Below are 25,126 nucleotides of genomic sequence, written 5' to 3'. Positions count from 1 at the left end.
CCTCTATAACGAAAAACATCCTCTTATACATGAAATAAGAGGATGTTTCTATAAACTACACCTTCAAAGCGTCTGTCCATTATCAATTGTAAATATCTGCCCTGTAATAGACTCTTGAGTCAACTGAAACAGAATTGCCTCTGCAATCTCATCAGGTGTTGAAATTCTTTTCAGTGGTATGTTCCCCGCAAGTTGATGCATCTTCTCTTCATTGTCAGCCCACCATCTTGTATGAACTGCACCAGGAGCGATACTATTCACCCTAATCTCAGGTGCAAGTGCAATTGCTAACGATTTCGTCATCGTATGAATGGCTCCTTTTGTTGCTGCATACGGCACAGATGAACCTAGCCCCGTTATTCCAGCAACGCTGCCTACATTCACAATAGCACCCGATCCTTGGTTCTTCATATAAGGAACAACAGCCTTTACACAATGAAACATCCCTTTCACATTTACATTAAAAAGAGAATCCCACACTTCATCCGTTACAGATTGCAAGTCATCCATAGGTATTTGCGCTGTTATACTTGCATTATTCACTAAACAATCTACTGTCCCAAAAGATTTCATAGTTTGCAGCACCATGTCCTCAACTTCTTTTTCTATCGCTACATTAGCTTTTAGGGCGAGCGCTATACCTCCGCGTTGTACAATTTCATCCCTTGTTTCTACTGCTTCTTTTTCCGAACGGCTGTAATTAATTACAACCTTCGCTCCTGCATTTGCCAATCGCAAAGCCGTAGCCCTTCCGATACCAGTACCGCCGCCTGTTATAATAACCACTTTATCTTTTATCTCCATTGCTCCTTCTCCTCTTCTTTTCCTATTTGTTTTAATTGTATCTCCGCTCATACGAAAGGTATAATATGGAATAATGAGGTCGGTATCATTTAAAATGATATCAGTGGAGGGATGTATTTTTGGAAAGTCACGATTTATGGATTTTTAAACATGTTGCCGAATTGCAATCTATATCTAGAACTGCTGAAAAACTCGGATATGTGCAGCCAAATATAAGTCAGCGCATAAAAAGTTTAGAAGAGGAACTAGGCGTTCAATTATTCATACGTAATAACAGAGGAGTAACATTAACTGAAGACGGAAAAATTTTATTAGATTATACAAATCAAATTATGCTGTTAATGGATGAAGCAAAAACAAAAATAAACCCGAAAAAGTGGAGAGAATCTTTAATCATCGGAGCACCCCAAACGATTTCTGCCGTGAAAGTTCCGTGGCTCTTCTCTTCTTTTTTGCAGTCAAATACAAACATTGACCTAAAAATAAAAACGAATAATAAGCTGAAATTACAAGAAATGCTTTCTTACGGAGAGGTTGATGGAATTTTTATAAACGGTACATATAACGATTCACAGTTCGAAAATGTTTACAGTTATTTTGAAAACATCATACTCACTTCTCCAATTGAACAGCACCATCATCCAACGCTACTTATCAATAGTGATCCCAGCTGTATATATAGAAATAAACTGTTAGATTTTGCAGAGGAACAGAATTGGAAACAACCAAATATTATAGAATTTGATTCCCTTGAATCCATTCTTCAAGCTGTTCATGCGGGACTTGGGATAAGCATCCTACCAGCAGATGTTGCACATGGCCGAAAAGAAATGAAGACTATTCATCACGAGAAACTATTAGACAAAATTAAGATCGATTTTATTATTAAACGAGGAAAACAAAGATCCCAAAGTTTGAAGAAGTTTATTGGATTTTTGAAAGAAGTATAATCCTTATATACATTTTTACTTTTTCTTTTTCTTTTCCTTTAATTTTAAACTGATAAAATAAGCGAGACTAAAGGCTATAGTATACCCAAGTGATCCTAAAATGTGATCATTTGTGATGACTCCTGTATTTATATATCTAACTAACAAACCAATTCCGAAGATAATAACAGCTGCTAAAATCCCTGAAACGTGCTCTGATTTCATATACTTGACCTCCTTCATCTAGACGATGCATTTCAGTACAATTACATTATATGATGAATCAGGAACGCTAAATTTCTTAAAAGTACATTTTTATTTGATCATCAACCTAATGAACAAAAAACGCCATTCTCTCAATAAAATAGCGATTTTTTCAAATACAAAAATTCTTACAATAATGTAAGATTTTTGTTAGTCAATTCGATGTTACCGCTTCTTAATGTAATGTAAGCTAACAATAAACCTAGAAGATATGATAAAGGAGCGGATTCTTATGAACGAAAATAAAGATTTATTATTCACCCAAATTGTTACTGGTTCTTGCTTAGGCGGCTTTGTATTATTATCTAGTATTGCTGCTTTTATAAAAGTCGTTCAGCAAGTTTTCATGTAATAGCACTTATTTTTAACAACCACTTAAAGGAGTTAGACACTGCGATGTTTACAAACTTTTATTCTTCAATAGTCAGTCATTTCAACAACATGATAAAAAAGAAAACAGATTAAAAAGGATTACCTCTTATAAACATACAAGGTAATCCTTTTTAGTTTCTATAAAGTGAAACTTCCATTCGGAGATGCTTTTCCTTCGAATGGTTAGTTGAACCAATCGGGCTTTTACGGGCAGTTATCCCCCACCTGGCTTCTTCGCTTTTCTCTGAATCTTGAGGTGGGGGTCTTACTGCCCGTTAATGCGGGATAAATGCTTTTTATGCCTTTTTAACAAATTCCGATTTTAATTTCATAGGTCCAAAACCATCAATTTTACAATCAATGTCATGGTCGCCATCAACTAAACGAATATTTTTTACTTTTGTACCGATCTTTACGACTAGTGAAGTTCCTTTTACTTTAAGGTCTTTGATTACTGTTACAGAATCACCATCGTTTAACACATTTCCGTTTGCATCTTTAATAACTTTTTCATCTTCATTACTTTCCGTTTCTGAACTCCACTCATGCGCACATTCTGGACAAACAAAAAGGACTCCATCTTCGTAAGTGTATTCTGAATTACATTTTGGGCAATTTGGTAAAGTTGACATAAGTTTATTTCCTCCACTCGCTATATATACTTTTATATACTGCCATAGTCTTCTTTTATTGACAACCCTATCCGGACATAACAAAAAAAGGAAGCATAAACCCGCTTCCTTTTATGTTAACCCCAAAATAATTGAACTAACTTCATTCCACCCCATACACCAATGATTCCCATGATCGCCGAGAAAACTGGGGGTGCAGGAATCGGGAGTTTTAACAGAGTAAATATTACTCCTACAATTAATCCTGCTAAAGTCGACATTAAGATTTCATGCATGTTACCTTCCTCCTGTTTTTCTCTAATTTGTAAATTATATATGGAACCCAAATAATTGCTAACATAGCTTGTATTAGCATTCCCTAAAATAGGATATTTTTCATACGTGTTGAGCTACCATTTAAGGAAGGAAAATATTTCCTAAGCCGAATTCAGGAGTCTAAATTGTCACCAGATTCTTAGTTCGATCCAGCCGCTTAGTTCAAGATAGAAATTATGAAAGTCTTTCCCCTATTGATTATTCACGCAATAAGAGATATCAGCTTGCTTCGAAAGAAATTCAGCAACACCGAAAAGAAAAATAACTTCACCCCGAGGACTCGCACTGTACATATGCTTATAACATATACTGAATTTGAATCTGCCGTAAGCAAGTATGTTCCCACTGTTTTATTTCCTTATTTATGAAGGAGGAGTTAATATGGGTTTTGCTGGTTGTGGTGGTTTCGGTAGCGGATTCGCCTTATTAATTGTATTATTCATCCTGTTAATTATAATTGGATGTAGCTGTTTTGGAGGCGGATTCGGTTTCTAGAAAAACCAACCAACTATACGTAAAGCGAAGAGTCCTATTTATAATAGGACTCTTCGCTTTATTTAATTTTATCATACCTGGCGAAAAGACCCTCATCTCGATTTTCTCTGAATCTCGAGATGAGGGTCTTACTATCTGCGGGATAAAAAACCTATAATTTCCACCAATACATTATAATGGACAAATTAACAGCTAAACATATAGCACCACGCTTTTTGGAACGTATATTGATGTACTGACATAGCAAAAATATATATTACATTCAAAAGGAGTTATTATTAATAAGCAAAAAAATAAACCCTCATATCAGAGGGTTTTCCATCGCGTACTTGGTTATTGAAAAAACAGCTTAAAGGGAACTGCTCAATTTATTTTATCATACAGATAACAGAAGTTATGTTGAGAAAATCTAATTCTAGTTAAGATAACCTCGAAATATTGGCGGGACCCCATATAGTAATTATTCTACATCACTGAATGAGAGGTTGTTCTATTCAAAAGTCTTTAACAAATTTTAACCAGTAATAGTTGCACAACTATTACTATTAATGAGGTGTTACCCTTGAACTCTCAAACAAAAACTTTCCAAGAAGATCCCTATGTTCAGCAAAAACGCTGGACTATTTTGGTCATTCTCAATTTGTTTGTTTTTATGGCCACGCTTGATTCAAGTATTGTGAATATTGCTCTTCCGGATATTTCTAAATACTTTCAATTGTCGATTGCCAAAACGGAATGGGTGGTTAGCAGCTATTTAATTGCTATTTGTACGCTTATTTTGTTCTTTGGCAAATTAGGAGATATGTTTGGTAAAATTAAAATATTTAAAATTGGAACAGTCATTTTTGTAATCGGTTCTCTTTTATGTGGATTTAGCATTTCCTTGTCATGGCTTGTTCTTTTTCGAATTGTTCAGGCCCTTGGTGCTTCCATGACCATGGCCAACAGCCAAGGAATTGTTACTGATATTTTCCCTGCTAATGAGCGCGGAAAAGCTCTTGGTCTTGTCGGGACGTTTGTTTCTCTCGGAGCTATTGCAGGGCCGAGTCTTGGAGGACTACTGGTTTCTACTTTTGGTTGGAACTATATTTTCTGGGTTAATGTTCCCATTGGGCTGATTGCTATTATTTTTGGATGGATAATTTTCCCGAATGATCTTAACTTTTCACATGAAAAACTCGACATTGCAGGAAGTTTATTGTTCGCAATTTTTATTGTTTCATTTTTTTCAGGGCTCTTGCTAGGACAACAAATGGGCTACACTGATATCCGGATTATTACCACTTTTGCCGTAGGGCTCATTAGCTTTATCATATTTTTGTGGGTGGAATCCAAAGTATCAGAGCCTATGCTGCATCTGTCATTATTTAAAAACTCTTTATTTTCGTTAAGTATTTTGGTTGGTTTTCTCGTGTTCGTAGCAAATTTCTGTTTTAATATTATCGCTCCATTTTATACGCAAAGTATTTTAGGCCTATCACCGCTAAGTGCAGGATTTTTGCTCATGCTGTTCCCGATTACCATGTCAATCGTTGCACCAATAAGCGGAGCATTATCAGATAAAATCGGGCAAGAATTACTGACCTTTATCGGTTTACTCGTGATGGTCCTGGCGCAATTTGGACTAGCTACGCTTCATGACGGAAGTTCGATTACGCTTGTAGGAGTTCTTGTTGCCATGCTCGGACTTGGAAGCGGGCTTTTCCAATCACCTAATAATTCATTGGTCATGTCAACCGCACCAAGATCTATGCTCGGTGTAGTAGGAAGTGTCAACTCACTTGTTCGAAATATCGGAATGGTAGTGGGGATTTCCGTTGCCACTACCACCTTGTTCAGCGTCATGAGCGCAAAAGCTGGATACCGAGTTACAGGGCTCATCCCTAATCGTCCAGATATTTTTCTTGAAGGGATGCACATTGTTTTTATCGGTTCAGCTTCCATCTGTTTAGTTTGTGCCCTTTTAACAGGATGGAGGTTACTCCAATCACGCGCCGCTCGTAATCGCCATATTACAAGACAATAAGAAGTTTTTTCGTCAATGGCACCTCTTTTTTGGGGTGCTTTTTTTAGCTGGATTAAAATTCAATACTGAAATTTAGGAACCGTAACTTTGCCGAAACGGTAAAGTTATGGTTCAAATCACAAAATGAATTTTAAGTTATAGCAAGTTATTAAAGAACTAAATGTTTATTGTTATTATTCACCATACCTAACATATCTCTTATTACACCAACAACAACTTGTGGTTGATCAGCATGTACTGCATGTCCAGCGTCTTCAACAACAATATGTTTGTTATTAGTTGATAAGTTAGCAAGTTCTCTTTGGAATCTCATCCAAGTAGCCATAGATTCTACTGTATGAAAAGGCTGTAAACCACCCGTTACGACAATAAGTGGAATGTTTCCAAAAGATTTAGAAGTACGAACTTGTTCTAAACTTTCTTCAACCTCATGAAGAGAACCTTCTAAAGTAAATTGATTAAAATACGCTTCCTGAACTTCTTTTGTAAATAAATATGGCAATATTTTATTTTGATCCTCGTGAGTTGAGTCTAAGAGGATTACTCCTGCAACTTCCTCTGGATATGTACTTGCAAATAATCTTATGTTTAATCCTCCAAATGAGTGTCCTACTAATACATATGGAGGTTTTACACCTGCTTTTTTAAGTAATACACGTAAATTCTCAACACTTTGTTGACTATGACGAGGTCTGTCATCCATTTCACTTTTTCCAACACCAGCTCTATCATAAATAAATAGCTTTGAGAACTTTGAAACCTCATCTCTAATCGGATTCCAGCTTTCTAAAGTGGCTCCATACCCTGAATCAAAAACTAGAGTTGGACCTTCATTATGTTCCCCTAACAATTCATAGTATAATTCAATACCACCTATATCTAGCTTTTTTCCTGTTTCATTCCCAATACATTCACTCATATCCAATCCCCCATTTTTCATTTTGATACAAAAAAGAAAAGTCACTTCTATCATTAAAATCAAAATAATAAGGGTTTTTATTTTGATTTGTTTTAAACTTTGAATTTATTTTTTAAATAATTGTGGTTCTTCAACTTTAAAAGATTGAACTTCTCCACATTCTAAACAAAATGTAGTTAATAATTTAGAACGAACTCCACTTTTAAAAATGGTACTAGATATATTTTCACAAACATATGCATGGTATCCAAATCCAACTTTTCCTTCTTTAAAATTGGTAGAACCACAATTTTTACATTTATTATTCATGTTATAATCCACCCCTTTTACTTATATTAACATGTAACAAAAAAGATATTTACCTAATATTTGTTAAAAATATCAATAAATAAACTATTAGGATTAAAAAGGATAAAGATAACATTACCTAATTGAGCAAACATCTATTCAGAAAATCCTTCCTTAACATACAAAGAAACGATTAACTTGTATCCTTTCCCGTAATGGTATTGTGCCCCCTATAAAATAGTAAGTAAAAAATGGTTTACTTTTTAACCATAAATTTGCCAAGACAGGAACCATAAAATTCTCGAAAATCTTTTGTTTCTCAACGAATTTCCAGGATCCCCCACAAAAAGTTGAAGTATAAGTTTACCGCGGGCTAATCATTAACTCATAAGCTTACCGTTAGTTGATGCGCTTTTTCTATATTCAATTGAATCATCCTTTTATAAAAAAATTTGATAATTTTTATTATCCTTGCTCAATTAAAGCGCCCGATTGTTGAATACCATGAAGGTGTTATATCGACAATAGTTATCCTGAGAACATGACAAATAATTAAAGCACGGAAAATTTCCCCGTGCTTTTCCAAACATATATTTTATTTCGGAAGATTTAGTTGCCACGAGACACCGAACCGATGGTGTACTTACCCTAACTGGCGTTTAAATGCTTTACTAGCGAAGAAGTAAGCGATGATCATGATGCCGACGCACCAAGCAAGCGCGATCCAGATACCGTTGCCAACAGACCCTCCATACAAGAGGGCACGAATCGCATTCACGATTGAAGTCACGGGCTGGTTCTCAGCGAACGCACGGACGATTTTAGGCATGGTTTCAGTGGGGACAAAGGCCGAACTGATAAACGGCAGGAAAATCAGCGGGTACGAGTAGGCTGTCGCCCCTTCCATAGATCTCGCTGTCAATCCGGGAATGACAGCCAGCCATGTCAGCGCCAGCGTAAACAGCCCGAGTATCCCAGCTACCGCGAGCCAATCCAGGATATCAGCGTTGGAACGGAAGCCCATCAAGAGCGCGACGAGGATAACCACCACGATAGTAAGCGCATTGGAAACAAGCGAGGTCAATACGTGGGCCCACAATATCGACGAGCGCTTGATGGGCATGGTAATGAAACGCGCCATCAGCCCGCTCTTTACATCCGTAAAGAGCCGCACGGAAGTGTAAGCGACGCCGGATGCAATAGCCATCAGCAAGATTCCCGGCAATAAATAATTGACGTAGTTGTCCGTGCCTGTCTTTATGGCGCCGCCAAATACATAGACAAACAGCAGCATCATCAAAATCGGCGTAATCGCCACCGTGATAATCGTATCCGGGCTGCGCATGATGTTGCGCATTAAACGTCCTAGTAATACCCCTGTTTTGCTTTTCATTTACATCTCCTCCCTTTTGCCGATGATTGCGAGGAAAATTTCCTCTAATGTCGGTTGCTTCTCGATGTACTCCACTTTCGCTGGCGGGAACATCTCTTTGAGTTCGGTAAGGGTACCGGTCGTGATGATTTTTCCGCCATGCAGGATGGCGATACGGTCTGCCAGTTGTTCGGCTTCCTCCAGGTACTGGGTTGTCAGCAAGATTGTTGTGCCGCCGCCGGCAAGCTCCTTGATGGTATCCCAGACTTCAATCCTCGCTTCGGGGTCAAGCCCTGTCGTCGGTTCGTCGAGAAAAATGACTGCTGGCGTCCCTATCAGGCTCATGGCGATGTCAAGCCGGCGCTTCATTCCGCCGGAATACTGGTCTGCCCGGCGGTTGGCCGCATCGGTCAGGCTGAATCTTGCAAGCAGATTGTCGGCGACTTGAGCGGGATTGGAAACTCCACGCAACTTGGCGATCATCATCAAGTTTTCCCGCCCGGTGAGCATGCCGTCTAAAGCTGCGAACTGCCCTGTCAGGCTGATGCTCTGACGAACATGATCCGGTTGACGCTGGACGTCAAAGCCGCAAATACCTACTTCGCCGCCATCGGGCTTCATCAGCGTCGAGAGGATGTTGACCGTCGTCGTCTTGCCCGCTCCATTTGAGCCCAGCAGTGCGAAAATTTCACCACGCTGCACCTCAAAATCCACCCCCTTTAAGACTTCCTTGTCTTTAAATGATTTTTTTAACCCTTTTACAGAAATCGCTGCATTGCTCATACTTTTTTCCTCCTTATAAAAAGCGCTTTGCGGAGCTAGATTGCCTATACTCTTCTATTTAGTGTGACTGATAATCTGTATTACTTAGTACCTGGTTAAAAATATAACTGAATAGCGATGGCAGCAATTCACATTTGTAACCAGCTAATCAGTCGGTACTATTTATTAAATTTATTCTTTTCTCAATCGCTTCATGATACTCTGATTCAAATCTTCACGATACTTGGCGACATAGGTTTTAGCGTTTGCCACTAGTTCGTCAGCAAAGGACGCCACGTCGTCCCCAGTGATTTCCAGCACTTGTCTACCTTCCGCCGCACCGGCTTCGAACAAATCGATTAATTCATACTGTATGTGCAGCATATCCATCCCGTTGCCCGCTGAGAAATTCCACATGTAGTTTTGAATTTTCTTAAATACAAACTGGTAGTCCTCTGGCAGGGCTCCAACCCGCGCCATCATCATTTTGTACTCTTTTTTATCACCAATCATTTTTTTGAACATTTCCATCATATTATTTTTCCTCCTTTTTTTATAAAGCTGAACAAGACACTCCAAAAATATCGGACGGAATATCTTATGAAGCTAGATTGACTTTAAGACGTTAATTTTTGATGATACAAAATCCCATTTTTTCCAAAACAATTCAAGTTCCTGGCGGCCAGCCTCATTAAGTGAGTAAAACTTGCGGGGCGGCCCCATATCTGACGGTTTCTTTTCTATATTCACAAGTTTTTTCTTTTCTAATCGCACGAGGATGGTATAGACCGTCCCTTCCACGACTTCGGTAAACCCAAGCTCGTTCAGGTGGCGGGTAATCTCGTAGCCATAGGTTTCATGGCGGCTGATGATTTCCAGCACACAACCTTCCAGCGAACCTTTCAGCATTTCAGTTAAATTTTCCATGTTCAGATCCTCCTTTACCTCCCCTATTCTGTCTGACTTATATTCAGTATTACAGAGTACTAAGGCAAATTTTTTACTTAATAGCTTTTGGAAAATCCAACTATTAAGTATTACTTATTACATGTATATTGTATCACTGAGTAGAAGGTGTCAACTATTTTTCTTAAAAATATTTTTGCATCCTCACTATTCAGTGTGACATATTACAGGTATATCGTATCACGCAGTAGATGAACTGTCAAATGGATTTTCTAACTATTTTTAAAACCAGCTATCCCCATTGGATACAGCCGATTTTCTTTATGGAGCTTTTACTTCCTCCTATGCTTCTTTCACAATGATTACACCCTTATCATTCCCATCCAGCAGCTGTACATGTAAATATGGTAATTCTATTCCTCCATTATTTTTCGATTATCTTATTCACTACTTGCTCATTAACTTTTTTAAGTAAAAAGCCGCCTTCTGTTTCAATGAACTCACCGAATAGATCTAGAAATTTGTTGTTCATTAGTATATACCTCTTATGTCTTTACTGGATTTATTATAAATTAAAAGCTTATCTCTGCGATTATTATTCCATTAAAACGCTCATTTGCAGAAGAACGGTATACAAGTGAAGTCCCCTACAATTCAATTACTGCGCCTTAAAAATTTATGATACTATCCTGATCATGTCTTTTATATTTAATGTTTTAAGGAAAAAAGCTATACTATAAGCAAAACTAAAAATTGGAAAGGAAATACTAAAACATGGAAAATTATTTATTATTTATCCTTACAGCACTCCTAATCATAATAATGCCTGGTCCCGGTTTTGCTTTAGTTACAAAAAACACTATCTCTCATGGTAGAAATGGTGGGATAAAGACCGTCTTAGGAACGGTATCTGGAATGATGATTCATACAATAATGGCTACACTAGGACTCTCTGCTATCCTAATGAAATTTGCTATGCTATTTACATTAATAAAATATGCTGGAGCTTTTTATTTAATTTATTTAGCTGTAAAGTCACTTAAAAGTTCTTTTTCCAAAAAAGAACATATGTCAGGTTCAGTGGAAATGAACCCTAAGGATATTGGAACGGTTAAAAGTTTTAGACAAGGATTTACCACGGCAATCTTAAACCCAAAAACTGCTGTATTTTTCCTTAGTTTTCTACCCCAATTTATTGTGAGCAATCAAAATCATCTCTTCCAATTTCTTTTGTTAGGACTCACATTTACGACTTTGACAGCAATATGGTATTTTCTTTATATCTCACTAATACGTCAATTAGGAACTTTTTTAAGAAAAGAAAAAGTGAACCGTACAATGGAGGGTATTACTGGCACAATATTATTAGTATTTGGAGTTAAGTTATTTTTCCAAAAATAAATATGTATATGAAAAGAGAAATAATCAATGGTGGTTATTTCTCTTATTCACTTATTCTAAAACTTTTGATACTAATGTTGAACAAATCATTCTTAGATTTAATTCAAAAACATCAAAATTACCAGAAGCATAAGCTTGCCGCAAACAAAAAGAACCATAAGCTTGCCGTTCCGGCAAACTTATGGTTCATATCACAACAAAATAAAAAAACCACCAAATATGTATTGGTGGAGACGGTGGGAGTCGAACCCACGTCCAAAAGTATCGGCACTTAAGCTTCTACGAGTGTAGTCGATATATTAGCATTTCGCAAATTCTTCGGCCTATCGACAGGCTTCCGAATTGCTAGTCTGGTTGTTCTCTTCCTTTGTCCTCAGACGGTGAACTCCGGCGTAGCCCACTTAGAGTGAGTCCGCTACCCTACCACATGGGCAATGGAGGGGCGAACCGCTAAAAGCTGTTATTAAGCAGCTAAAGCGAAGTTGTTTTGTTGTTTGCCAGTTATAGGCTTTGACGTTTTAACGAGGCCGATCCCCTCGACTCGCAACCTAAGCTCGAACTACCCCTGTCGAATCCGTAACGTCCCCATATAAGAAATGGAGCATACGAAGTATATTCGTGATAGCTGCTATTGAGCTGTTTTTCAATGTTCAACTGGCCTTACATTTGTTATTATAGCATACGTTCGTCATTTTGCAATTGTAAATTTCTGTATTATTCTTTTTGACGATCACGGAATGCACGTGCAATTTCGCGTTTTGCTTCTTTCTCTTTTAAATCATGGCGCTTATCATATTGCTTTTTACCCTTACCTAAACCAAGTTCCATTTTCGCAAATCCATTTTTCAAATAAATTTTAAGCGGCACAAGCGTATACCCTGTTTCTTTCGTATACCCAATAAGCTTTAAAATTTCTCTTCTATGAAGAAGTAACTTTCTTGTACGAAGCGGATCATGGTTAAAACGATTTCCTTGTTCATATGGACTAATATGCATATTATGTACCCATACTTCACCATTTTGCACACGTGCAAAGGCATCTTTTAAGTTTACACGACCTGCACGAATTGCCTTAATTTCCGTTCCTTGAAGGACAAGACCTGCTTCGTATGTTTCTTCAATAAAATAATCATGATATGCTTTTTTATTTTGTGCGATGACTTTTCCTTGACCCTTTGGCATCTCTATTGACGCCTCCCTTCATTTTTATCATTGTAGCAAAATATGAAGAAAGAAGCCATATATGGCTTCTTTCTTATTTACGTTTTTTCTTTTTCTTCTTAAAGTTCGGTGCATTTTCAAAGAATGCCTTTTTCTTTTTAGCACCATTTCGTTTTCCATTTCCATTTCGGCTTGACTCGTTGTCTTGTCCACCGCGATTATTGTCACGGTTGCCGCGTTTTCTTCTATTTCCTTTTGGCTGCTCAATGACAACAGGACGATCTTTTCGTTGTCGCTTCACATTGCCTTTCATGCCGACAATTTCAAAATCAATCGCACGCTCATCTTTGTTTACATTCACAACGCGAATCGTAATTTCATCACCAATACGGAAGACGTTTCCTGTACGTTCGCCAATCATCGCAAAATGATGTTCGTCATAACGATAATAATCATCCGTTAAATAGCTGACATGAACAAGACCTTCAATTGTATTTGGAAGTTCTACGAACAAACCGAAGTTTGTTACAGAACTAATGATTCCATCGTATTCTTCACCAATTTTATCAAGCATGTACTCTGCTTTTTTCAGTTCATCCGTTTCACGCTCTGCTTCAACAGCACGGCGCTCCATGTTTGAAGAATGCTCAGCAATATCCGGTAAGTTTTCACGCCACTTCGCTTGTGTTTCACTATCGACTTTTCCGTTAATGAGATACGTGCGAATCAATCTGTGCACAATTAAATCTGGATAACGGCGAATTGGTGATGTGAAATGTGTATAAAACTCTGTGGATAAACCAAAATGCCCGATACTCTCTGCATCATAACGAGCTTGCTTCATAGAACGAAGCATAACTGTCGAAATAACAACTTCTTCTGGCTGACCTTGTACCATTTCAAGAATTTGTTGAAGTGCACGCGGATGTACTTCATTCCCGCGACCTTTTACCGCATAACCAAAGTTTGTAATAAACTCAAAGAAACGCTCTAATTTATCTTCTTTCGGATCTTCGTGAACGCGGTACATAAACGGTACGTTCATCCAGTGGAAATGCTCAGCGACTGTTTCGTTTGCTACAAGCATAAATTCCTCGATTAACTTCTCAGCTACAGAACGATCACGTAAAATAACATCAGTCGGTTTTCCTTCTTCATCCACTAGCACTTTCGCTTCTTTGAAGTCAAAATCAATTGCCCCGCGGCGCATACGCTTTTCACGTAAAATGGCAGCCAATTTCCCCATCTCTTGGAACATTGGTATTAACGGTTCATAACGAGCCATTAATTCTTCATCTTCATCGTCTAGAATCTGCTTCACATCTGAGTATGTCATGCGCTCCGTCGTTTTAATAACGCTTTGGAAAATTTCATGACTTACTACTTCCCCTTGATCATTAATTTCCATTTCACAAGATAATGTTAAACGATCTACCTTTGGATTTAATGAACAAATTCCGTTAGACAAACGATGCGGAATCATTGGAATAACACGGTCTACAAGATAAATACTCGTTCCCCGTTCAGCTGCTTCGCGATCAATTGCAGATCCTTCCGTAACATAATGGCTTACATCCGCAATGTGTACACCAAGCTTGTGGTTACCATTCTCGAGCTTCGTTACTGTAACCGCATCATCTAAGTCTTTCGCATCCGCACCATCAATTGTAACAATTGTTTGGTCTCGCAAATCACGGCGCCCTTGTAAATCGTTCTCATCAATTGTTTCTGGTACACTGTTCGCATGCTCCATTGCATCTGCTGGAAACGCAAGCGGTAAGTTATGCTTATGGATAACTGATAAAATATCAACGCCTGGATCATTTTTATGACCAAGAATTTGAATAACTTCTCCTTCTGCACTTAAACGATCTTGTGGGTAGCTTGTAATTTTAACAACGACTTTATGCCCTTCTACCGCACCCATAGAAGCATTTTTTGGAACGAAAATATCGCTCGCCCATCGTTTGTTATCAGGGAGAACAAATCCAAAATTTTTCGATTCTGTATATGTACCAACTAATTCTTTTGTTCCGCGTTCTATAATCCGGACAATTGTCCCTTCCTTGCGTGAACCGCTTGATTCCGAACTAATACGTGCTAATACTGTATCACCGTGCAGTGCACCCTTTAATTCTGTTGGCGGAATAAAAATATCGTCTAACCCTTTTTCCTCAGGTACGACAAACGCAAATCCGCGGGCATGTCCAATTAATTTACCGCGCACTAAATTCATCTTTTCTGGAAGACCGTAGCGGTTGCTTCTTGTACGAACAACAAGCCCTTTTTCCTCCATAATAACAAGTGCTTTCACAAACTCTTTAAAGTCAGCCGCATCTTCAATGCCAAACGCTTCTTCTAACTCTTGCACAGTAAGCGGTTTATATGCTTCTTCTTTCATAAACGATAACAATTTATCGATGTTTTCTTGCATGATTTCTTCCAAGTACAAAAACCTCCTTATAAATCCTCGTATTATATAGTCTATCCGAAAATATAACCATGTATAAATGATGTTTTCTTATGTAAAAAAGAGGCAACTAGATCTTACCAATCTAGTTGCTCCAAGAAGTTATATACATCTTCGTGCAGCTCATCACGCTGTTTATCCAGCGTAATTACATGCGTGGAATCCTCGTACCATTTGATTTCTTTTAAATTTGACTCTACACCGTTATAAATAATGTTTGCGCTGTCTGTATTAATCATTTCATCATGACGTGCTTGAACGACAAACGTTGGTGCATAAATCATATCAATATTATTGCGTACATCACGAATTAAATCTTGCAGTGCTTTTAATGTATTCATCGGTGTTTGCTTAAATTCAAACATCTCTGCTTCAATTTGCTCTGGTGATTTACGCTCACGCTTTTTATATTCGCGCGCATACGCTAATATACCTTGATACATGATTTCTTCACTCTTAATGTACATCGGTGCACACATTGGTACAACTCCGATAATCGGCATTGTATAAGCAAGTTTTAACGAAAAAACGCCGCCAAGTGATAAGCCAACAGCTGCAATCTTTTCATATCCTTTATCTTTTAAATGTTGGTACGCTTCCATAACATCTTTCCACCAGTCTTCTGGACCTGTGTGCACAAGCTGCTCCGGCGGTACACCATGACCTTTATAAATCGGCGCATGACATGTATAGCCTTTTGTCTCTAAATAACGTCCGAGCATACGAACGTCTGCAGAGTTCCCTGTAAATCCATGTAATAGTAAAACTGCACGTTCTCCCGCCTCAAATGTAAACGGTTTTGGGGATGCTAGCTTCATTTCACGTTCTCCTTCTCTTCCTATAATGTAATCTTCATGTATGATCTATTTATAGTGTATCATAGTTTCTTTTCCATAATCTAATCAGAAACTTTTTCGATAAAAAATAAAAAAGATTCAACCCAAGAAGGCGAATCTTTTTTATTTATACTTGTAAATACGTAACGGCAAATGTTAACACGAAGAATAATACAGCAAGAACAACTGTAATACGGTTTAATACAGCTTCGATCCCGCGCGCTTTTTGCTTACCGAATAACTGCTCCGCTCCACCGGAAATTGCACCGGATAAACCAGCACTCTTACTAGATTGCATTAATACAAGTACAATCAATAACAGTGATACAATAATAAGTAAAACTGATAAAAACGTATGCACTTTACATGCCTCCTAAAGTTTCAATTACTTTAAATGTATCATAAAATAATTGGAAAAGCGAGAGCGTCTCATGGGCTCTCACTTACCGAATACTTCACCAGATTAAATAAAAAACGCCGCAAACAACGGACCAAGTAAACATGTTAAGATTGCTGTTAATGTCATTGTTACCGATCCAATTACACCTTCATGCTCATTATTTTTCATCGCCCGCATTACGCCCATAATATGGGCTGCACAGCCAAATCCAATTCCTTTTCCAACAGAATTTGTCACCCTGCTCCACTTTAATAAAATAGGACCAGTAATAGTTCCAGATACTCCTGCAACTACTACGAAAGCTGCTGTTAAAGATGGGACACCGCCAACTTCTTCTGATACACTCATGGCCACCGGCATCGTTACTGACTTCGGTAAGGAAGATAAAATCAAGCTTTTATCCGTTCCCATAATTGTTGCAATTATCATATCACTTGCAATTGCAACGATCGTTCCCACTAATACACCACCAGCAATTGGTACAACATACTTCTTCAAGACGCCTCGTTGTTTATATAGAGGGATTGCAAATGCTACCACACCAGGACCAAGCAATTTCGAAATCCAGCCCCCGCCGCTTTGCATGTATTGTTGATATGGTATATGGAATACAACTAACAACAAGATCATTAAAGCTGTTGCAACAAGCATGGGAACTGTAAACGGTGTTGGAATCCATTGATAAATCTTCTTTGACAGTTGATACAGTAAAGCTGTTACAATAATCCAACCAATTCCGATTACTATACTCATTGTGTCTCCTTTTCCTTTCTATTCGCAAGATATTGTCCTGTATGTCCTGCTACAACAATAATTAAAAACGTACTCGCGACAACAGTAATGCACAGCGAAATACCTTTATTCATAAAAAAAGAACCATAATTCATTAAACCAATGGTCGGAGGTATTAATAAAAATGGCATAAGAGCCATTAATGTTTCTGCTCCTAATTCAAACCATTTTACTGGAAGGACTTTTAAACCGAGCAATATGAGCAACAAGAACATCCCTATTAAACTTCCTGGAATCGGGATATGCAGCGCTCCTTGGATCCACGTGCCAATCATATTAAACACGTAAAGTGCTGCTACTTGGACAATAATTTTTGTGAATTTCATCTGCCTATCATCCTTCATTATACGATTCTTTACATTTTCTATACTTATCATAGTATAATTTGTCAAAACTCGCAATTTCTCTGATTGACAAGTAAAACCCATTATGGGACACGCTTACATTCGCTTTTTTACTGTATTTGTAAACGGAATCAGAAATGGAATAAAGTTATCGTAGTATAAAAGTTTATATTTTCAGACTTTTCGAAGACAAAAAAACCGACTGTGATTTCTCACAGCCGGTTTTTATATTCTACAATTATTTTTTAAGGTTGTAGAAAGATTTTAAACCATCGTAAACAGCGATTTCGCCTAATTCGTCTTCGATGCGTAATAATTGGTTGTATTTCGCAATACGGTCAGTACGGCTCATAGAACCAGTTTTGATTTGGCCAGCGTTAGTTGCAACTGCGATGTCAGCGATTGTAGCATCTTCAGTTTCACCAGAACGGTGAGATACAACTGCTGTGTAACCAGCACGTTTAGCCATTTCGATTGCTTCGAAAGTTTCAGTTAAAGTACCGATTTGGTTAACTTTAATTAAGATTGAGTTAGAGATACCTTTTTCGATACCTTCAGCAAGTTTTTGCGTGTTCGTTACGAATAAGTCGTCACCAACTAATTGAACTTTTTTACCAAGACGGTCAGTTAATAGCTTGTGGCCATCCCAGTCGTTTTCGTCTAAACCATCTTCAATAGAGATGATTGGGAAGTTGTTGCAAAGATCTTCGTAGAAATCAACCATTTCTGCAGAAGTTAAGCTACGGCCTTCGCCTGCAAGTTCATATTTACCAGTTTCTTTGTTGTAGAACTCAGAAGAAGCAACGTCCATTCCTAAGAATACGTTTTCGCCAGCTTTGTAACCAGCTTTTTCGATTGCTTCGATGATTACTTCTAATGCTTCACGGTTAGAACCAAGGTTTGGAGCGAATCCACCTTCGTCACCTACTGCTGTGTTAAGACCTTTGTCATGTAATACAGCTTTTAATGCATGGAATACTTCAGCACCCATACGGATTGCTTCTTTGAATGTTGGAGCACCAACTGGTAAGATCATGAACTCTTGGAAGTCTACGTTGTTGTCAGCGTGAGAACCACCGTTGATGATGTTCATCATTGGAGTTGGTAATTGTTTTGCATTGAATCCACCAAGGTAACGGTATAATGGAAGACCTACATAGTCAGCTGCTGCGTGAGCTACTGCCATAGATACACCAAGGATAGCGTTAGCGCCTAATTTACCTTTGTTTGGAGTGCCGTCTAATTCGATCATAGCACGGTCGATTCCAGCTTGGTCAGTTACGTCGAAACCAACGATTTCTGGAGCGATAACTTCGTTTACGTTATTTACTGCGTTAAGAACACCTTTACCAAGGTAACGAGATTTGTCACCGTCACGTAATTCTACTGCTTCGTATTCACCAGTAGATGCACCACTTGGTACTAATGCGCGTCCGAATGCGCCGCTTTCTGTGTATACTTCTACTTCTACAGTTGGGTTACCACGAGAGTCTAAAACTTCACGAGCATAAATATCTAAAATTGCTGGCATATTATTTCTCTCCTTTTATATGTGTAATTATTTAATAATTGTTTTACCTGTCATTTCTTTTGGCTGTTCAACACCAAGAAGTGTAAGCATTGTTGGTGCGATATCTCCCAAAACACCGCCTTCACGAAGCTCAATACCTTCTTTTGTAACGATGAAAGGAACCGGGTTCGTTGTATGAGCTGTCATCGGTGTGCCTTCTGGAGTTAACTCCTCATCAGCATTACCATGGTCAGCAGTAATAAGTGCTACACCATCTTTTGCAAGAATTGCTTCTACAACTTTTCCTAAACATTCGTCAGTTGCTTCTACTGCTTTAATTGTTGGTTCCATCATCCCAGAATGGCCAACCATATCACAGTTTGCAAAGTTTAGAATGATAACATCATGTTTGTCATTCTCAATTTCATTTACAAGAGCATCTGTTACTTCATAAATGCTCATTTCTGGTTTCAAGTCGTATGTTGCGACTTTTGGTGAGTTAATTAAGATACGCTCTTCTCCTGGGAATTCAGCCTCACGACCACCGCTAAAGAAGAATGTAACGTGCGGATACTTTTCAGTTTCCGCAATGCGAAGTTGTTTTAATCCCGCTTGAGAAACAACTTCACCTAACGTATTATCCAAGTTCATTGGCTTGAATGCTACATAACCTTTTACTGTTTCACTAAAGTGTGTCATACAAACGAATTCTGGAATGTGAGGTACTTTTTCACCACGATCGAACTCACGGAAGTCTTCGTCTGTAAATACACGAGCAATTTGAATTGCACGGTCTGGACGGAAATTGTAGAAGATGATTGCATCATCATCATTGATTGTTGCAACTGGCGTTTCATCTTCATTTACCATTACAGACGGCAATACGAATTCATCGTAGATACCATTTGCGTATGAGTCATCCACACACTCATCTGCTGTTTTGTAAGTAGGGCCTTCGCCGTTCACCATGGCACGGTAACATTTTTCAACGCGATCCCAACGCTTGTCACGGTCCATGGAGTAGTAACGACCGGAGATTGTCGCGAACTGTCCTACTCCTGTTTCTTTAATCACTTCATTTGTTGCATCGATATAACCTTTTGCTGTTTGCGGACCAACATCGCGGCCATCTAAGAATGCATGGATGTATACTTTCTCCACGCCTTCTTTTGCAGCTAAGCGAAGAAGAGCAAACATATGGTCAATGTGACTATGCACACCGCCATCAGAAAGTAAGCCGAATAAATGAAGGGCTGTACCTTTTTCTTTCACGTGTTTCATTGCACTTTGGAATGTTTCGTTCTGATTGAACTCACCTTCACGAATTGCAACGTTAACACGCGTTAAGCTTTGGTATACAACGCGGCCGGCACCAATATTTAAGTGACCTACCTCAGAGTTACCCATTTGACCTTCTGGAAGACCTACCGCCTCACCGCACGCTGTTAGTGTTGTGTGAGGGAACTTGTTCCAGTAGCCGTCGAAATTAGGCTTCTTAGCTTGTGCTACAGCATTCCCGTAAGTTTCTTCACGTAGTCCAAAACCATCAAGAATGATTAAAGCTGTTGGCTTTCTCATTTTACCGCCTCCAAAAGACCTAAGAAGGACGCAGGCTCTAAGCTTGCACCGCCAACTAAAGCACCATCGATATCAGATTGTGCCATATATTCTTTAATGTTTTCAGGTTTTACGCTGCCGCCGTATTGAATACGAACTGCTTCTGCAGCTGCCGGAGAAACAGCTTCAGCAACAACTTTACGGATGTGCGCACATACTTCGTTTGCATCTTGTGCAGAAGAAGATTTACCTGTACCGATTGCCCAAATTGGCTCATATGCGATAACAGTTACTTTCACTTGCTCTTCTGTTAAGCCTACAAGTGCTTTTTTCACTTGATCCCCTACAAGATCAAATGTTTTGCCGCTTTCGCGCTCTTCTAACGTTTCACCACAGCAAACGATTGGTGTTAAACCATGCTCAAATGCTGCTAATGTCTTTTTGTTTACTGTTTCGTCTGTTTCAGCAAACATTTCACGGCGCTCAGAGTGACCTAAAATTACATAGCTTACTTTTAAGTCGCTAAGTGCTACTGGGCTAATTTCGCCAGTGAACGCACCGTTTTTCTCGAAGTGCATGTTTTGTGCACCTACTTGTAAGTCAGTTCCCTCTGCCTTCGCTACAAGACGCTCTAAGAAAAGAGCTGGAGAGCAAACAACCGCATCAACAGCTGCTGCTGCCGGGATTTGACCTTTTACTTCCTCTACGAAGCTAACTGCTTCAGATAGAGTTTTATTCATTTTCCAGTTACCTGCGATAATTGGTTTACGCATGCTTTGCACCGTCCTTTTTCTTGGCTGCTAATTATTTGTCGTTAAGACAAACTACACCAGGAAGTTCTTTACCTTCCATAAATTCTAATGACGCACCGCCGCCAGTAGAAATGTGGCTCATTTTATCAGCCATACCGAATTTTTCAACAGCTGCTGCAGAATCACCACCGCCGATAACAGAGTATGTACCTTCTGCATCTGCTAATGCTTGTCCTACTGCTTTTGTACCTTCTGCAAATGGAGCCATTTCGAATACGCCCATTGGTCCATTCCATACAACAAGCTTAGAGTTTTTAATTACATCTGCATAAATTGCACTTGTTTTTGGTCCAATATCCAAACCTTCCCAATCAGCAGGAATAGAATCGATATCTACAACTTGTCGGTTTGCAGTTTCAGAGAAATCATCTGCAACGACGCAATCAACTGGCATGTAGAAGTTTACACCTTTTTCTTTTGCAAGTTGTATAAACTCTTTTGCTAGTTCAATTTTGTCGTCTTCACATAGAGATTTTCCGATTTCATGACCTGATGCTTTTACAAATGTATAAGCAAGTCCACCGCCAATGATTAAGTTATCAACTTTATCAAGTAGATGACGTATTACACCGATTTTATCTTTTACTTTCGCACCACCGATGATTGCTGTAAATGGACGATCTGGATTAGAAAGTGCTTTACCTAATACTTCTAATTCTTTTTCCATTAAGAAACCTGATACTGCTGGTAAGTAATCTGCAATACCTGCAGTAGAAGCATGAGCACGGTGAGCTGCACCGAATGCATCGTTTACGAAGATATCAGCAAGAGCTGCAAATTCTTTCGCAAGTTCAGCATCGTTCTTTTCTTCGCCCGCATAGAAACGCACGTTTTCAAGAACTAATACATCGCCTTCGTTCATTGCTGCAACCATTTCTTGTACAGCAGGTCCGAATGCTTCGTCCGCTTTTTTCACGTCTTTACCAAGAAGCTCACCTAAACGTACTGCTACTGGAGCTAGACGCATTTCTTCTACCACTTGTCCTTTTGGACGACCTAAATGGCTTGCTAAAATCACTTTCGCACCTTGCTCTACTAAATATTGAATTGTAGGAAGAGCTGCACGAATACGAGTCTCGTCTGTAATTTTGCCTTCTTTCATAGGTACATTGAAATCAACGCGGCAAAATACTCGTTTACCCTTTAAATCTACGTCACGAATTGATTTTTTGTTCATTGGATTTCCCTCCGACTAGTTAGGATTGACAAAACCCATTCAAAAGCTTATCACATTTGCTTATAAAACGAAAGAAGAGAGAGGGAACAAACCCTCTCCCTCGTTTTGTCATTGATAACTGATAAACTTAAGAATTAAAGACCTTTAGAAGCGATATAGTCTACTAAGTCAACTACGCGGTTAGAGTAACCAGTTTCGTTGTCGTACCAAGAAAGAACTTTAAGCATGTTGCCTTCCATAGTCATTGTAGATAATGCATCAATTGTAGAAGAGTTTGTGCATCCGTTATAGTCGATAGATACTAATGGCTCTTCGCTGTATCCAAGGATACCTTTTAATTCGCCTTCAGCTGCTGCTTTGAATGCTGCGTTTACTTCTTCAACTGTTACTTCTTTCTCAAGTTCAACAACTAGGTCAACAAGAGATACGTTAGCAGTTGGAACACGAACTGCACCACCGTTTAATTTACCTTTAAGTTCTGGTAATACTAATGCTACTGCTTTAGCTGCACCAGTTGTAGTTGGGATCATGCTCATTGCTGCTGCACGTGCACGACGTAAATCTTTGTGTGGTAAGTCTAAGATTTGTTGGTCGTTAGTGTAAGAGTGAATTGTAGTCATCATACCGCGTTTTACGCCGAATTTTTCGTTTAATACTTTAGCAAATGGAGCTAAGCAGTTTGTAGTACAAGAAGCGTTAGAGATTACGTTATGATTAGCTGCATCGTATTGTTCGTGGTTAACACCCATAACAATTGTGATATCTTCGTCAGAAGCTGGTGCAGAGATGATAACTTTTTTAACTGTTCCACCTAAGTGTTTTTCAGCATCTGCTTTTTTAGTGAAGCGTCCAGTAGATTCAACTACTACTTCTACGCCGTAGTCGCTCCATGGTAATTGAGCTGGGTCACGCTCAGCGATAACTTTGATTTCTTTACCGTTAACAACGATGCTGTCGCCGTTAGCAGATACTTCTGCGTTTACTGCTCCATGAACAGAGTCATATTTTAAAAGATGTGCTAATGTTTTAGCATCTGTTAAGTCGTTGATTGCTACTACTTCCACGTTAGGGTTGTTAAGAGCTGCGCGGAATACTACACGTCCGATACGGCCAAATCCATTAATACCAATTTTAGTCATTTGAATTTCCTCCTTGGGGGATGTATATTAAGGGTTATTTACCCTCTACTAACTGTTTTGCTGCACCTTCATCTGTGATGAGTAATGAAGTGTGTCCTTGTTTAATTACTGCTTGAATTGCTTTTGCTTTTGATGAACCTCCAGCAACTGCAACGACATGAGATACATGTTGTAAATCTTCGAGTTGCATGCCGACCGTTTGTACTTTATGAACGACTTCACCTTGTTCGTTAAAGTAATAACCAAACGCTTCACCGACTGCCTGCATTTCTTTAATTTTCATCCAATCTGCTTCTAAAGTACTTCGTCTACGCGCCATCGTTAAGGCATCACCGATTCCGTGAATGACAATATTGGAAGATCGAATCAACTCAAGAATTTCTTTCACAGAAGGTTCCGTTACAATGGATGCGTATGCTTCACTGCTTACATGATCGGGAACATACAATAAGCGATAGTTACTCATCGTATTTTGTGCCATTTTCGCACAGATTGTGTTCGCTTCTAGCTCAACACTCTCTCCTATTCCACCGCGCGCTGGGACAAATAATGTATGTAAATCCCTGCAATCCAATTGCATCATATCAGCTACGGCAGCTATTGTTGTTCCTCCAGTCACAGCAACGATATTATTCGCTGTCAGACGATCTTTTATACAAGCAACACAAGCGCGGCCCATCTCGAGCTTGACCCAAGGTGATTCATCACTATCACCAGGGACAACGAAAACTTCATCCAAGTCTAATGTTTCCTTAAGCTGTTTTTCCAAAACCTTCAAACCTGAAATTTCTTTCATAAAGTCTTCCAAAGCAAGAACAACAGCTGTTCCTTCTTCTGTTAATGTCATTCCAGAAGAGGCGACGTGAACCAAGTTCTCTTCTTTCAAAACCTGTACTTCACTTCGTAATACTCGTTCTGTCATACCAAGACTTGCAGATAAGTTCCTTCTGCCAATAGGTTGTGTTAACCGAATGTACTGAAGAATTTGCATTCTTTGTTGCATAACAGGTAGCAGATCAGGTAATAATTTTTTCGTATACTGAATCCATGAGCGCATCATATTGTATCTCCTCACCACATTGGTTCATTCCCTATGTGGTCATTATATGTCCCGTAGTGACAATTTGTGTCCCACATAGAGTAAAAAAATAATCCCTGCTACGGATATTATTGTAACAGGAGATCCAAAGTTATTCAACTCTTATTGCACGAATTATGCTGTTTATTATGACATCTTTGTGAATGATTCCATATTCTACCTCTTCTCCTTCAATTTCAACGACAGGAATCATAAGATGATATTTTTCTAACAGCTGTTCATCCTCATAAATATTTATTTCCTTTAGATCAAATACATATTCAGTTTTCAGCTCTTGCAGAAGCTTTTTCGCCTTCTGACAAAGGCCACATTCTTCTTTTGTATATAGAATAACCTCCATGTTC

Annotated in this window: 28 protein-coding genes and 1 other RNA gene; 5 read left to right on the top strand and 24 right to left on the bottom strand. The window is 38.8% G+C overall.

Going from position 1 to position 25,126, the window contains the following annotated elements; translation table 11 throughout:
• Positions 1-63 precede the first annotated feature (63 nt).
• Positions 64-804 carry an SDR family NAD(P)-dependent oxidoreductase gene (locus tag WAX78_RS11300; RefSeq protein WP_336482361.1) on the bottom strand — a complete coding sequence of 247 codons (741 nt, stop codon included), beginning with the start codon at positions 802-804 and terminating at the stop codon, positions 64-66.
• A 119-nt stretch (positions 805-923) separates the two neighbouring features.
• On the opposite strand from WAX78_RS11300, the gene WAX78_RS11295 reads away from it, so the two are divergent.
• Complete coding sequence (locus WAX78_RS11295) at positions 924-1,754, top strand: LysR family transcriptional regulator (protein ID WP_336482360.1); 831 nt, start codon at positions 924-926, stop codon at positions 1,752-1,754.
• A 15-nt stretch (positions 1,755-1,769) separates the two neighbouring features.
• Here WAX78_RS11295 and WAX78_RS11290 read toward each other — a convergent pair whose 3' ends face one another.
• The 3 genes from WAX78_RS11290 to WAX78_RS11280 form a co-directional block, all read right to left on the bottom strand.
• On the bottom strand, positions 1,770-1,958 hold the full coding sequence (locus WAX78_RS11290; RefSeq protein WP_336482359.1) for a hypothetical protein: 189 nt from the start codon (positions 1,956-1,958) through the stop codon (positions 1,770-1,772).
• Between the two features lie 707 nt (positions 1,959-2,665).
• Entirely contained in the window at positions 2,666-3,001 is a 336-nt protein-coding gene (locus tag WAX78_RS11285; RefSeq protein ID WP_336482358.1) for a zinc ribbon domain-containing protein YjdM, read from the bottom strand.
• Between the two features lie 116 nt (positions 3,002-3,117).
• Positions 3,118-3,276, bottom strand: a complete 159-nt coding sequence (locus WAX78_RS11280; RefSeq protein WP_336482357.1) for a XapX domain-containing protein — start codon at positions 3,274-3,276, stop codon at positions 3,118-3,120.
• A 421-nt stretch (positions 3,277-3,697) separates the two neighbouring features.
• Between WAX78_RS11280 and WAX78_RS11275 the strand changes: the two genes are divergently transcribed.
• Positions 3,698-3,811: a YjcZ family sporulation protein gene (locus WAX78_RS11275; RefSeq protein ID WP_336482356.1), complete on the top strand. Its 114-nt coding sequence runs from the start codon at positions 3,698-3,700 to the stop codon at positions 3,809-3,811.
• 553 nt (positions 3,812-4,364) lie between these two features.
• Positions 4,365-5,837 carry a DHA2 family efflux MFS transporter permease subunit gene (locus WAX78_RS11270; protein WP_336482355.1) on the top strand — a complete coding sequence of 491 codons (1,473 nt, stop codon included), beginning with the start codon at positions 4,365-4,367 and terminating at the stop codon, positions 5,835-5,837.
• Between the two features lie 148 nt (positions 5,838-5,985).
• Here the strand turns inward: WAX78_RS11270 and WAX78_RS11265 are convergent, their stop codons facing one another.
• The 6 genes from WAX78_RS11265 to WAX78_RS11240 form a co-directional block, all read right to left on the bottom strand.
• The gene (locus WAX78_RS11265) at positions 5,986-6,756 is read right to left on the bottom strand and encodes an alpha/beta fold hydrolase (RefSeq protein ID WP_336482354.1); all 771 of its coding nucleotides are present in this window, start codon (positions 6,754-6,756) and stop codon (positions 5,986-5,988) included.
• Between the two features lie 105 nt (positions 6,757-6,861).
• Positions 6,862-7,065: a hypothetical protein gene (locus WAX78_RS11260; protein WP_336482353.1), complete on the bottom strand. Its 204-nt coding sequence runs from the start codon at positions 7,063-7,065 to the stop codon at positions 6,862-6,864.
• A 622-nt stretch (positions 7,066-7,687) separates the two neighbouring features.
• The gene (locus WAX78_RS11255; protein ID WP_336482352.1) at positions 7,688-8,437 is read right to left on the bottom strand and encodes an ABC transporter permease; all 750 of its coding nucleotides are present in this window, start codon (positions 8,435-8,437) and stop codon (positions 7,688-7,690) included.
• Positions 8,438-9,199, bottom strand: a complete 762-nt coding sequence (locus WAX78_RS11250; protein WP_336482351.1) for an ABC transporter ATP-binding protein — start codon at positions 9,197-9,199, stop codon at positions 8,438-8,440.
• 171 nt (positions 9,200-9,370) lie between these two features.
• On the bottom strand, positions 9,371-9,712 hold the full coding sequence (locus WAX78_RS11245) for a DUF1048 domain-containing protein (protein WP_336482350.1): 342 nt from the start codon (positions 9,710-9,712) through the stop codon (positions 9,371-9,373).
• A gap of 72 nt (positions 9,713-9,784) precedes the next feature.
• Positions 9,785-10,105: a PadR family transcriptional regulator gene (locus WAX78_RS11240; RefSeq protein ID WP_017151750.1), complete on the bottom strand. Its 321-nt coding sequence runs from the start codon at positions 10,103-10,105 to the stop codon at positions 9,785-9,787.
• 753 nt (positions 10,106-10,858) lie between these two features.
• Here WAX78_RS11240 and WAX78_RS11235 point away from each other — a divergent pair.
• Together WAX78_RS11235 and WAX78_RS11230 are read left to right on the top strand one after the other, a co-directional pair.
• A complete protein-coding gene (locus WAX78_RS11235; protein WP_336482349.1) occupies positions 10,859-11,485 on the top strand; it encodes a LysE family translocator in 627 nt (208 codons plus the stop codon).
• 8 nt (positions 11,486-11,493) lie between these two features.
• A complete protein-coding gene (locus WAX78_RS11230) occupies positions 11,494-11,760 on the top strand; it encodes a hypothetical protein (RefSeq protein ID WP_336482348.1) in 267 nt (88 codons plus the stop codon).
• Here the strand turns inward: WAX78_RS11230 and ssrA are convergent.
• From ssrA to WAX78_RS11160, 14 genes are all read right to left on the bottom strand, one after another.
• Positions 11,711-12,072: a transfer-messenger RNA gene (ssrA, locus tag WAX78_RS11225) on the bottom strand. The genes WAX78_RS11230 and ssrA overlap by 50 nt on opposite strands.
• Before the next feature lie 127 nt (positions 12,073-12,199).
• Positions 12,200-12,667, bottom strand: a complete 468-nt coding sequence (gene smpB / locus WAX78_RS11220) for an SsrA-binding protein SmpB (RefSeq protein WP_336482347.1) — start codon at positions 12,665-12,667, stop codon at positions 12,200-12,202.
• 73 nt (positions 12,668-12,740) lie between these two features.
• Positions 12,741-15,080: a ribonuclease R gene (rnr, locus tag WAX78_RS11215; protein WP_413789191.1), complete on the bottom strand. Its 2,340-nt coding sequence runs from the start codon at positions 15,078-15,080 to the stop codon at positions 12,741-12,743.
• Positions 15,081-15,193: 113 nt separating this feature from the next.
• Complete coding sequence (locus WAX78_RS11210; protein ID WP_336482344.1) at positions 15,194-15,934, bottom strand: alpha/beta hydrolase; 741 nt, start codon at positions 15,932-15,934, stop codon at positions 15,194-15,196.
• Positions 15,935-16,079: 145 nt separating this feature from the next.
• Complete coding sequence (gene secG, locus WAX78_RS11205; RefSeq protein WP_336482343.1) at positions 16,080-16,313, bottom strand: preprotein translocase subunit SecG; 234 nt, start codon at positions 16,311-16,313, stop codon at positions 16,080-16,082.
• Positions 16,314-16,415: 102 nt separating this feature from the next.
• Complete coding sequence (locus WAX78_RS11200; RefSeq protein WP_336482342.1) at positions 16,416-17,105, bottom strand: LrgB family protein; 690 nt, start codon at positions 17,103-17,105, stop codon at positions 16,416-16,418.
• On the bottom strand, positions 17,102-17,470 hold the full coding sequence (locus WAX78_RS11195; protein WP_336482341.1) for a CidA/LrgA family holin-like protein: 369 nt from the start codon (positions 17,468-17,470) through the stop codon (positions 17,102-17,104). Before WAX78_RS11195 ends, WAX78_RS11200 begins: the two co-directional genes overlap by 4 nt.
• A 256-nt stretch (positions 17,471-17,726) precedes the next feature.
• Positions 17,727-19,019 carry a phosphopyruvate hydratase gene (gene eno / locus WAX78_RS11190; RefSeq protein WP_336482340.1) on the bottom strand — a complete coding sequence of 431 codons (1,293 nt, stop codon included), beginning with the start codon at positions 19,017-19,019 and terminating at the stop codon, positions 17,727-17,729.
• Between the two features lie 27 nt (positions 19,020-19,046).
• Positions 19,047-20,576: a 2,3-bisphosphoglycerate-independent phosphoglycerate mutase gene (gpmI, locus tag WAX78_RS11185; RefSeq protein ID WP_336482339.1), complete on the bottom strand. Its 1,530-nt coding sequence runs from the start codon at positions 20,574-20,576 to the stop codon at positions 19,047-19,049.
• On the bottom strand, positions 20,573-21,328 hold the full coding sequence (tpiA, locus tag WAX78_RS11180) for a triose-phosphate isomerase (protein WP_336482338.1): 756 nt from the start codon (positions 21,326-21,328) through the stop codon (positions 20,573-20,575). Before tpiA ends, gpmI begins: the two co-directional genes overlap by 4 nt.
• Positions 21,329-21,359: 31 nt before the next feature.
• Positions 21,360-22,544 carry a phosphoglycerate kinase gene (locus WAX78_RS11175; RefSeq protein ID WP_336482337.1) on the bottom strand — a complete coding sequence of 395 codons (1,185 nt, stop codon included), beginning with the start codon at positions 22,542-22,544 and terminating at the stop codon, positions 21,360-21,362.
• Positions 22,545-22,678: 134 nt separating this feature from the next.
• Positions 22,679-23,683, bottom strand: coding sequence for a type I glyceraldehyde-3-phosphate dehydrogenase (gene gap / locus WAX78_RS11170; RefSeq protein WP_336482336.1), 1,005 nt, complete (start codon positions 23,681-23,683; stop codon positions 22,679-22,681).
• 34 nt (positions 23,684-23,717) lie between these two features.
• Complete coding sequence (locus WAX78_RS11165) at positions 23,718-24,740, bottom strand: sugar-binding transcriptional regulator (protein WP_336482520.1); 1,023 nt, start codon at positions 24,738-24,740, stop codon at positions 23,718-23,720.
• Positions 24,741-24,873: 133 nt separating this feature from the next.
• The gene (locus WAX78_RS11160) at positions 24,874-25,122 is read right to left on the bottom strand and encodes a glutaredoxin family protein (RefSeq protein WP_336482335.1); all 249 of its coding nucleotides are present in this window, start codon (positions 25,120-25,122) and stop codon (positions 24,874-24,876) included.
• Positions 25,123-25,126: the final 4 nt, after the last annotated feature.

It is taken from the genome of Bacillus yunxiaonensis, from assembly GCF_037104695.1.
Classification (GTDB): Bacteria; Bacillota; Bacilli; order Bacillales; family Bacillaceae_G; genus Bacillus_A; species Bacillus_A yunxiaonensis.
Note: the sequence above shows the minus strand (reverse complement) of the source record. Positions and strands in the feature narration are given on the sequence as shown.

Excerpts from the sequence above, each read along its gene's own strand:
- WAX78_RS11300 (WP_336482361.1), bottom strand. The coding sequence starts at position 804 with ATGGAGATAAAAGATAAAGTGGTTATTATAACAGGCGGCGGTACTGGT.
- WAX78_RS11290 (WP_336482359.1), bottom strand. The coding sequence starts at position 1,958 with ATGAAATCAGAGCACGTTTCAGGGATTTTAGCAGCTGTTATTATCTTC.
- WAX78_RS11285 (WP_336482358.1), bottom strand. The coding sequence starts at position 3,001 with ATGTCAACTTTACCAAATTGCCCAAAATGTAATTCAGAATACACTTAC.
- WAX78_RS11280 (WP_336482357.1), bottom strand. The coding sequence starts at position 3,276 with ATGCATGAAATCTTAATGTCGACTTTAGCAGGATTAATTGTAGGAGTA.
- WAX78_RS11275 (WP_336482356.1), top strand. The coding sequence starts at position 3,698 with ATGGGTTTTGCTGGTTGTGGTGGTTTCGGTAGCGGATTCGCCTTATTA.
- WAX78_RS11265 (WP_336482354.1), bottom strand. The coding sequence starts at position 6,756 with ATGAGTGAATGTATTGGGAATGAAACAGGAAAAAAGCTAGATATAGGT.
- WAX78_RS11260 (WP_336482353.1), bottom strand. The coding sequence starts at position 7,065 with ATGAATAATAAATGTAAAAATTGTGGTTCTACCAATTTTAAAGAAGGA.
- WAX78_RS11255 (WP_336482352.1), bottom strand. The coding sequence starts at position 8,437 with ATGAAAAGCAAAACAGGGGTATTACTAGGACGTTTAATGCGCAACATC.
- WAX78_RS11250 (WP_336482351.1), bottom strand. The coding sequence starts at position 9,199 with ATGAGCAATGCAGCGATTTCTGTAAAAGGGTTAAAAAAATCATTTAAA.
- WAX78_RS11245 (WP_336482350.1), bottom strand. The coding sequence starts at position 9,712 with ATGATGGAAATGTTCAAAAAAATGATTGGTGATAAAAAAGAGTACAAA.
- WAX78_RS11240 (WP_017151750.1), bottom strand. The coding sequence starts at position 10,105 with ATGGAAAATTTAACTGAAATGCTGAAAGGTTCGCTGGAAGGTTGTGTG.
- WAX78_RS11235 (WP_336482349.1), top strand. The coding sequence starts at position 10,859 with ATGGAAAATTATTTATTATTTATCCTTACAGCACTCCTAATCATAATA.
- WAX78_RS11230 (WP_336482348.1), top strand. The coding sequence starts at position 11,494 with ATGAAAAGAGAAATAATCAATGGTGGTTATTTCTCTTATTCACTTATT.
- smpB (WP_336482347.1), bottom strand. The coding sequence starts at position 12,667 with ATGCCAAAGGGTCAAGGAAAAGTCATCGCACAAAATAAAAAAGCATAT.
- rnr (WP_413789191.1), bottom strand. The coding sequence starts at position 15,080 with ATGCAAGAAAACATCGATAAATTGTTATCGTTTATGAAAGAAGAAGCA.
- WAX78_RS11210 (WP_336482344.1), bottom strand. The coding sequence starts at position 15,934 with ATGAAGCTAGCATCCCCAAAACCGTTTACATTTGAGGCGGGAGAACGT.
- WAX78_RS11200 (WP_336482342.1), bottom strand. The coding sequence starts at position 17,105 with ATGAGTATAGTAATCGGAATTGGTTGGATTATTGTAACAGCTTTACTG.
- WAX78_RS11195 (WP_336482341.1), bottom strand. The coding sequence starts at position 17,470 with ATGAAATTCACAAAAATTATTGTCCAAGTAGCAGCACTTTACGTGTTT.
- eno (WP_336482340.1), bottom strand. The coding sequence starts at position 19,019 with ATGCCAGCAATTTTAGATATTTATGCTCGTGAAGTTTTAGACTCTCGT.
- gpmI (WP_336482339.1), bottom strand. The coding sequence starts at position 20,576 with ATGAGAAAGCCAACAGCTTTAATCATTCTTGATGGTTTTGGACTACGT.
- tpiA (WP_336482338.1), bottom strand. The coding sequence starts at position 21,328 with ATGCGTAAACCAATTATCGCAGGTAACTGGAAAATGAATAAAACTCTA.
- WAX78_RS11175 (WP_336482337.1), bottom strand. The coding sequence starts at position 22,544 with ATGAACAAAAAATCAATTCGTGACGTAGATTTAAAGGGTAAACGAGTA.
- gap (WP_336482336.1), bottom strand. The coding sequence starts at position 23,683 with ATGACTAAAATTGGTATTAATGGATTTGGCCGTATCGGACGTGTAGTA.
- WAX78_RS11165 (WP_336482520.1), bottom strand. The coding sequence starts at position 24,740 with ATGCGCTCATGGATTCAGTATACGAAAAAATTATTACCTGATCTGCTA.
- WAX78_RS11160 (WP_336482335.1), bottom strand. The coding sequence starts at position 25,122 with ATGGAGGTTATTCTATATACAAAAGAAGAATGTGGCCTTTGTCAGAAG.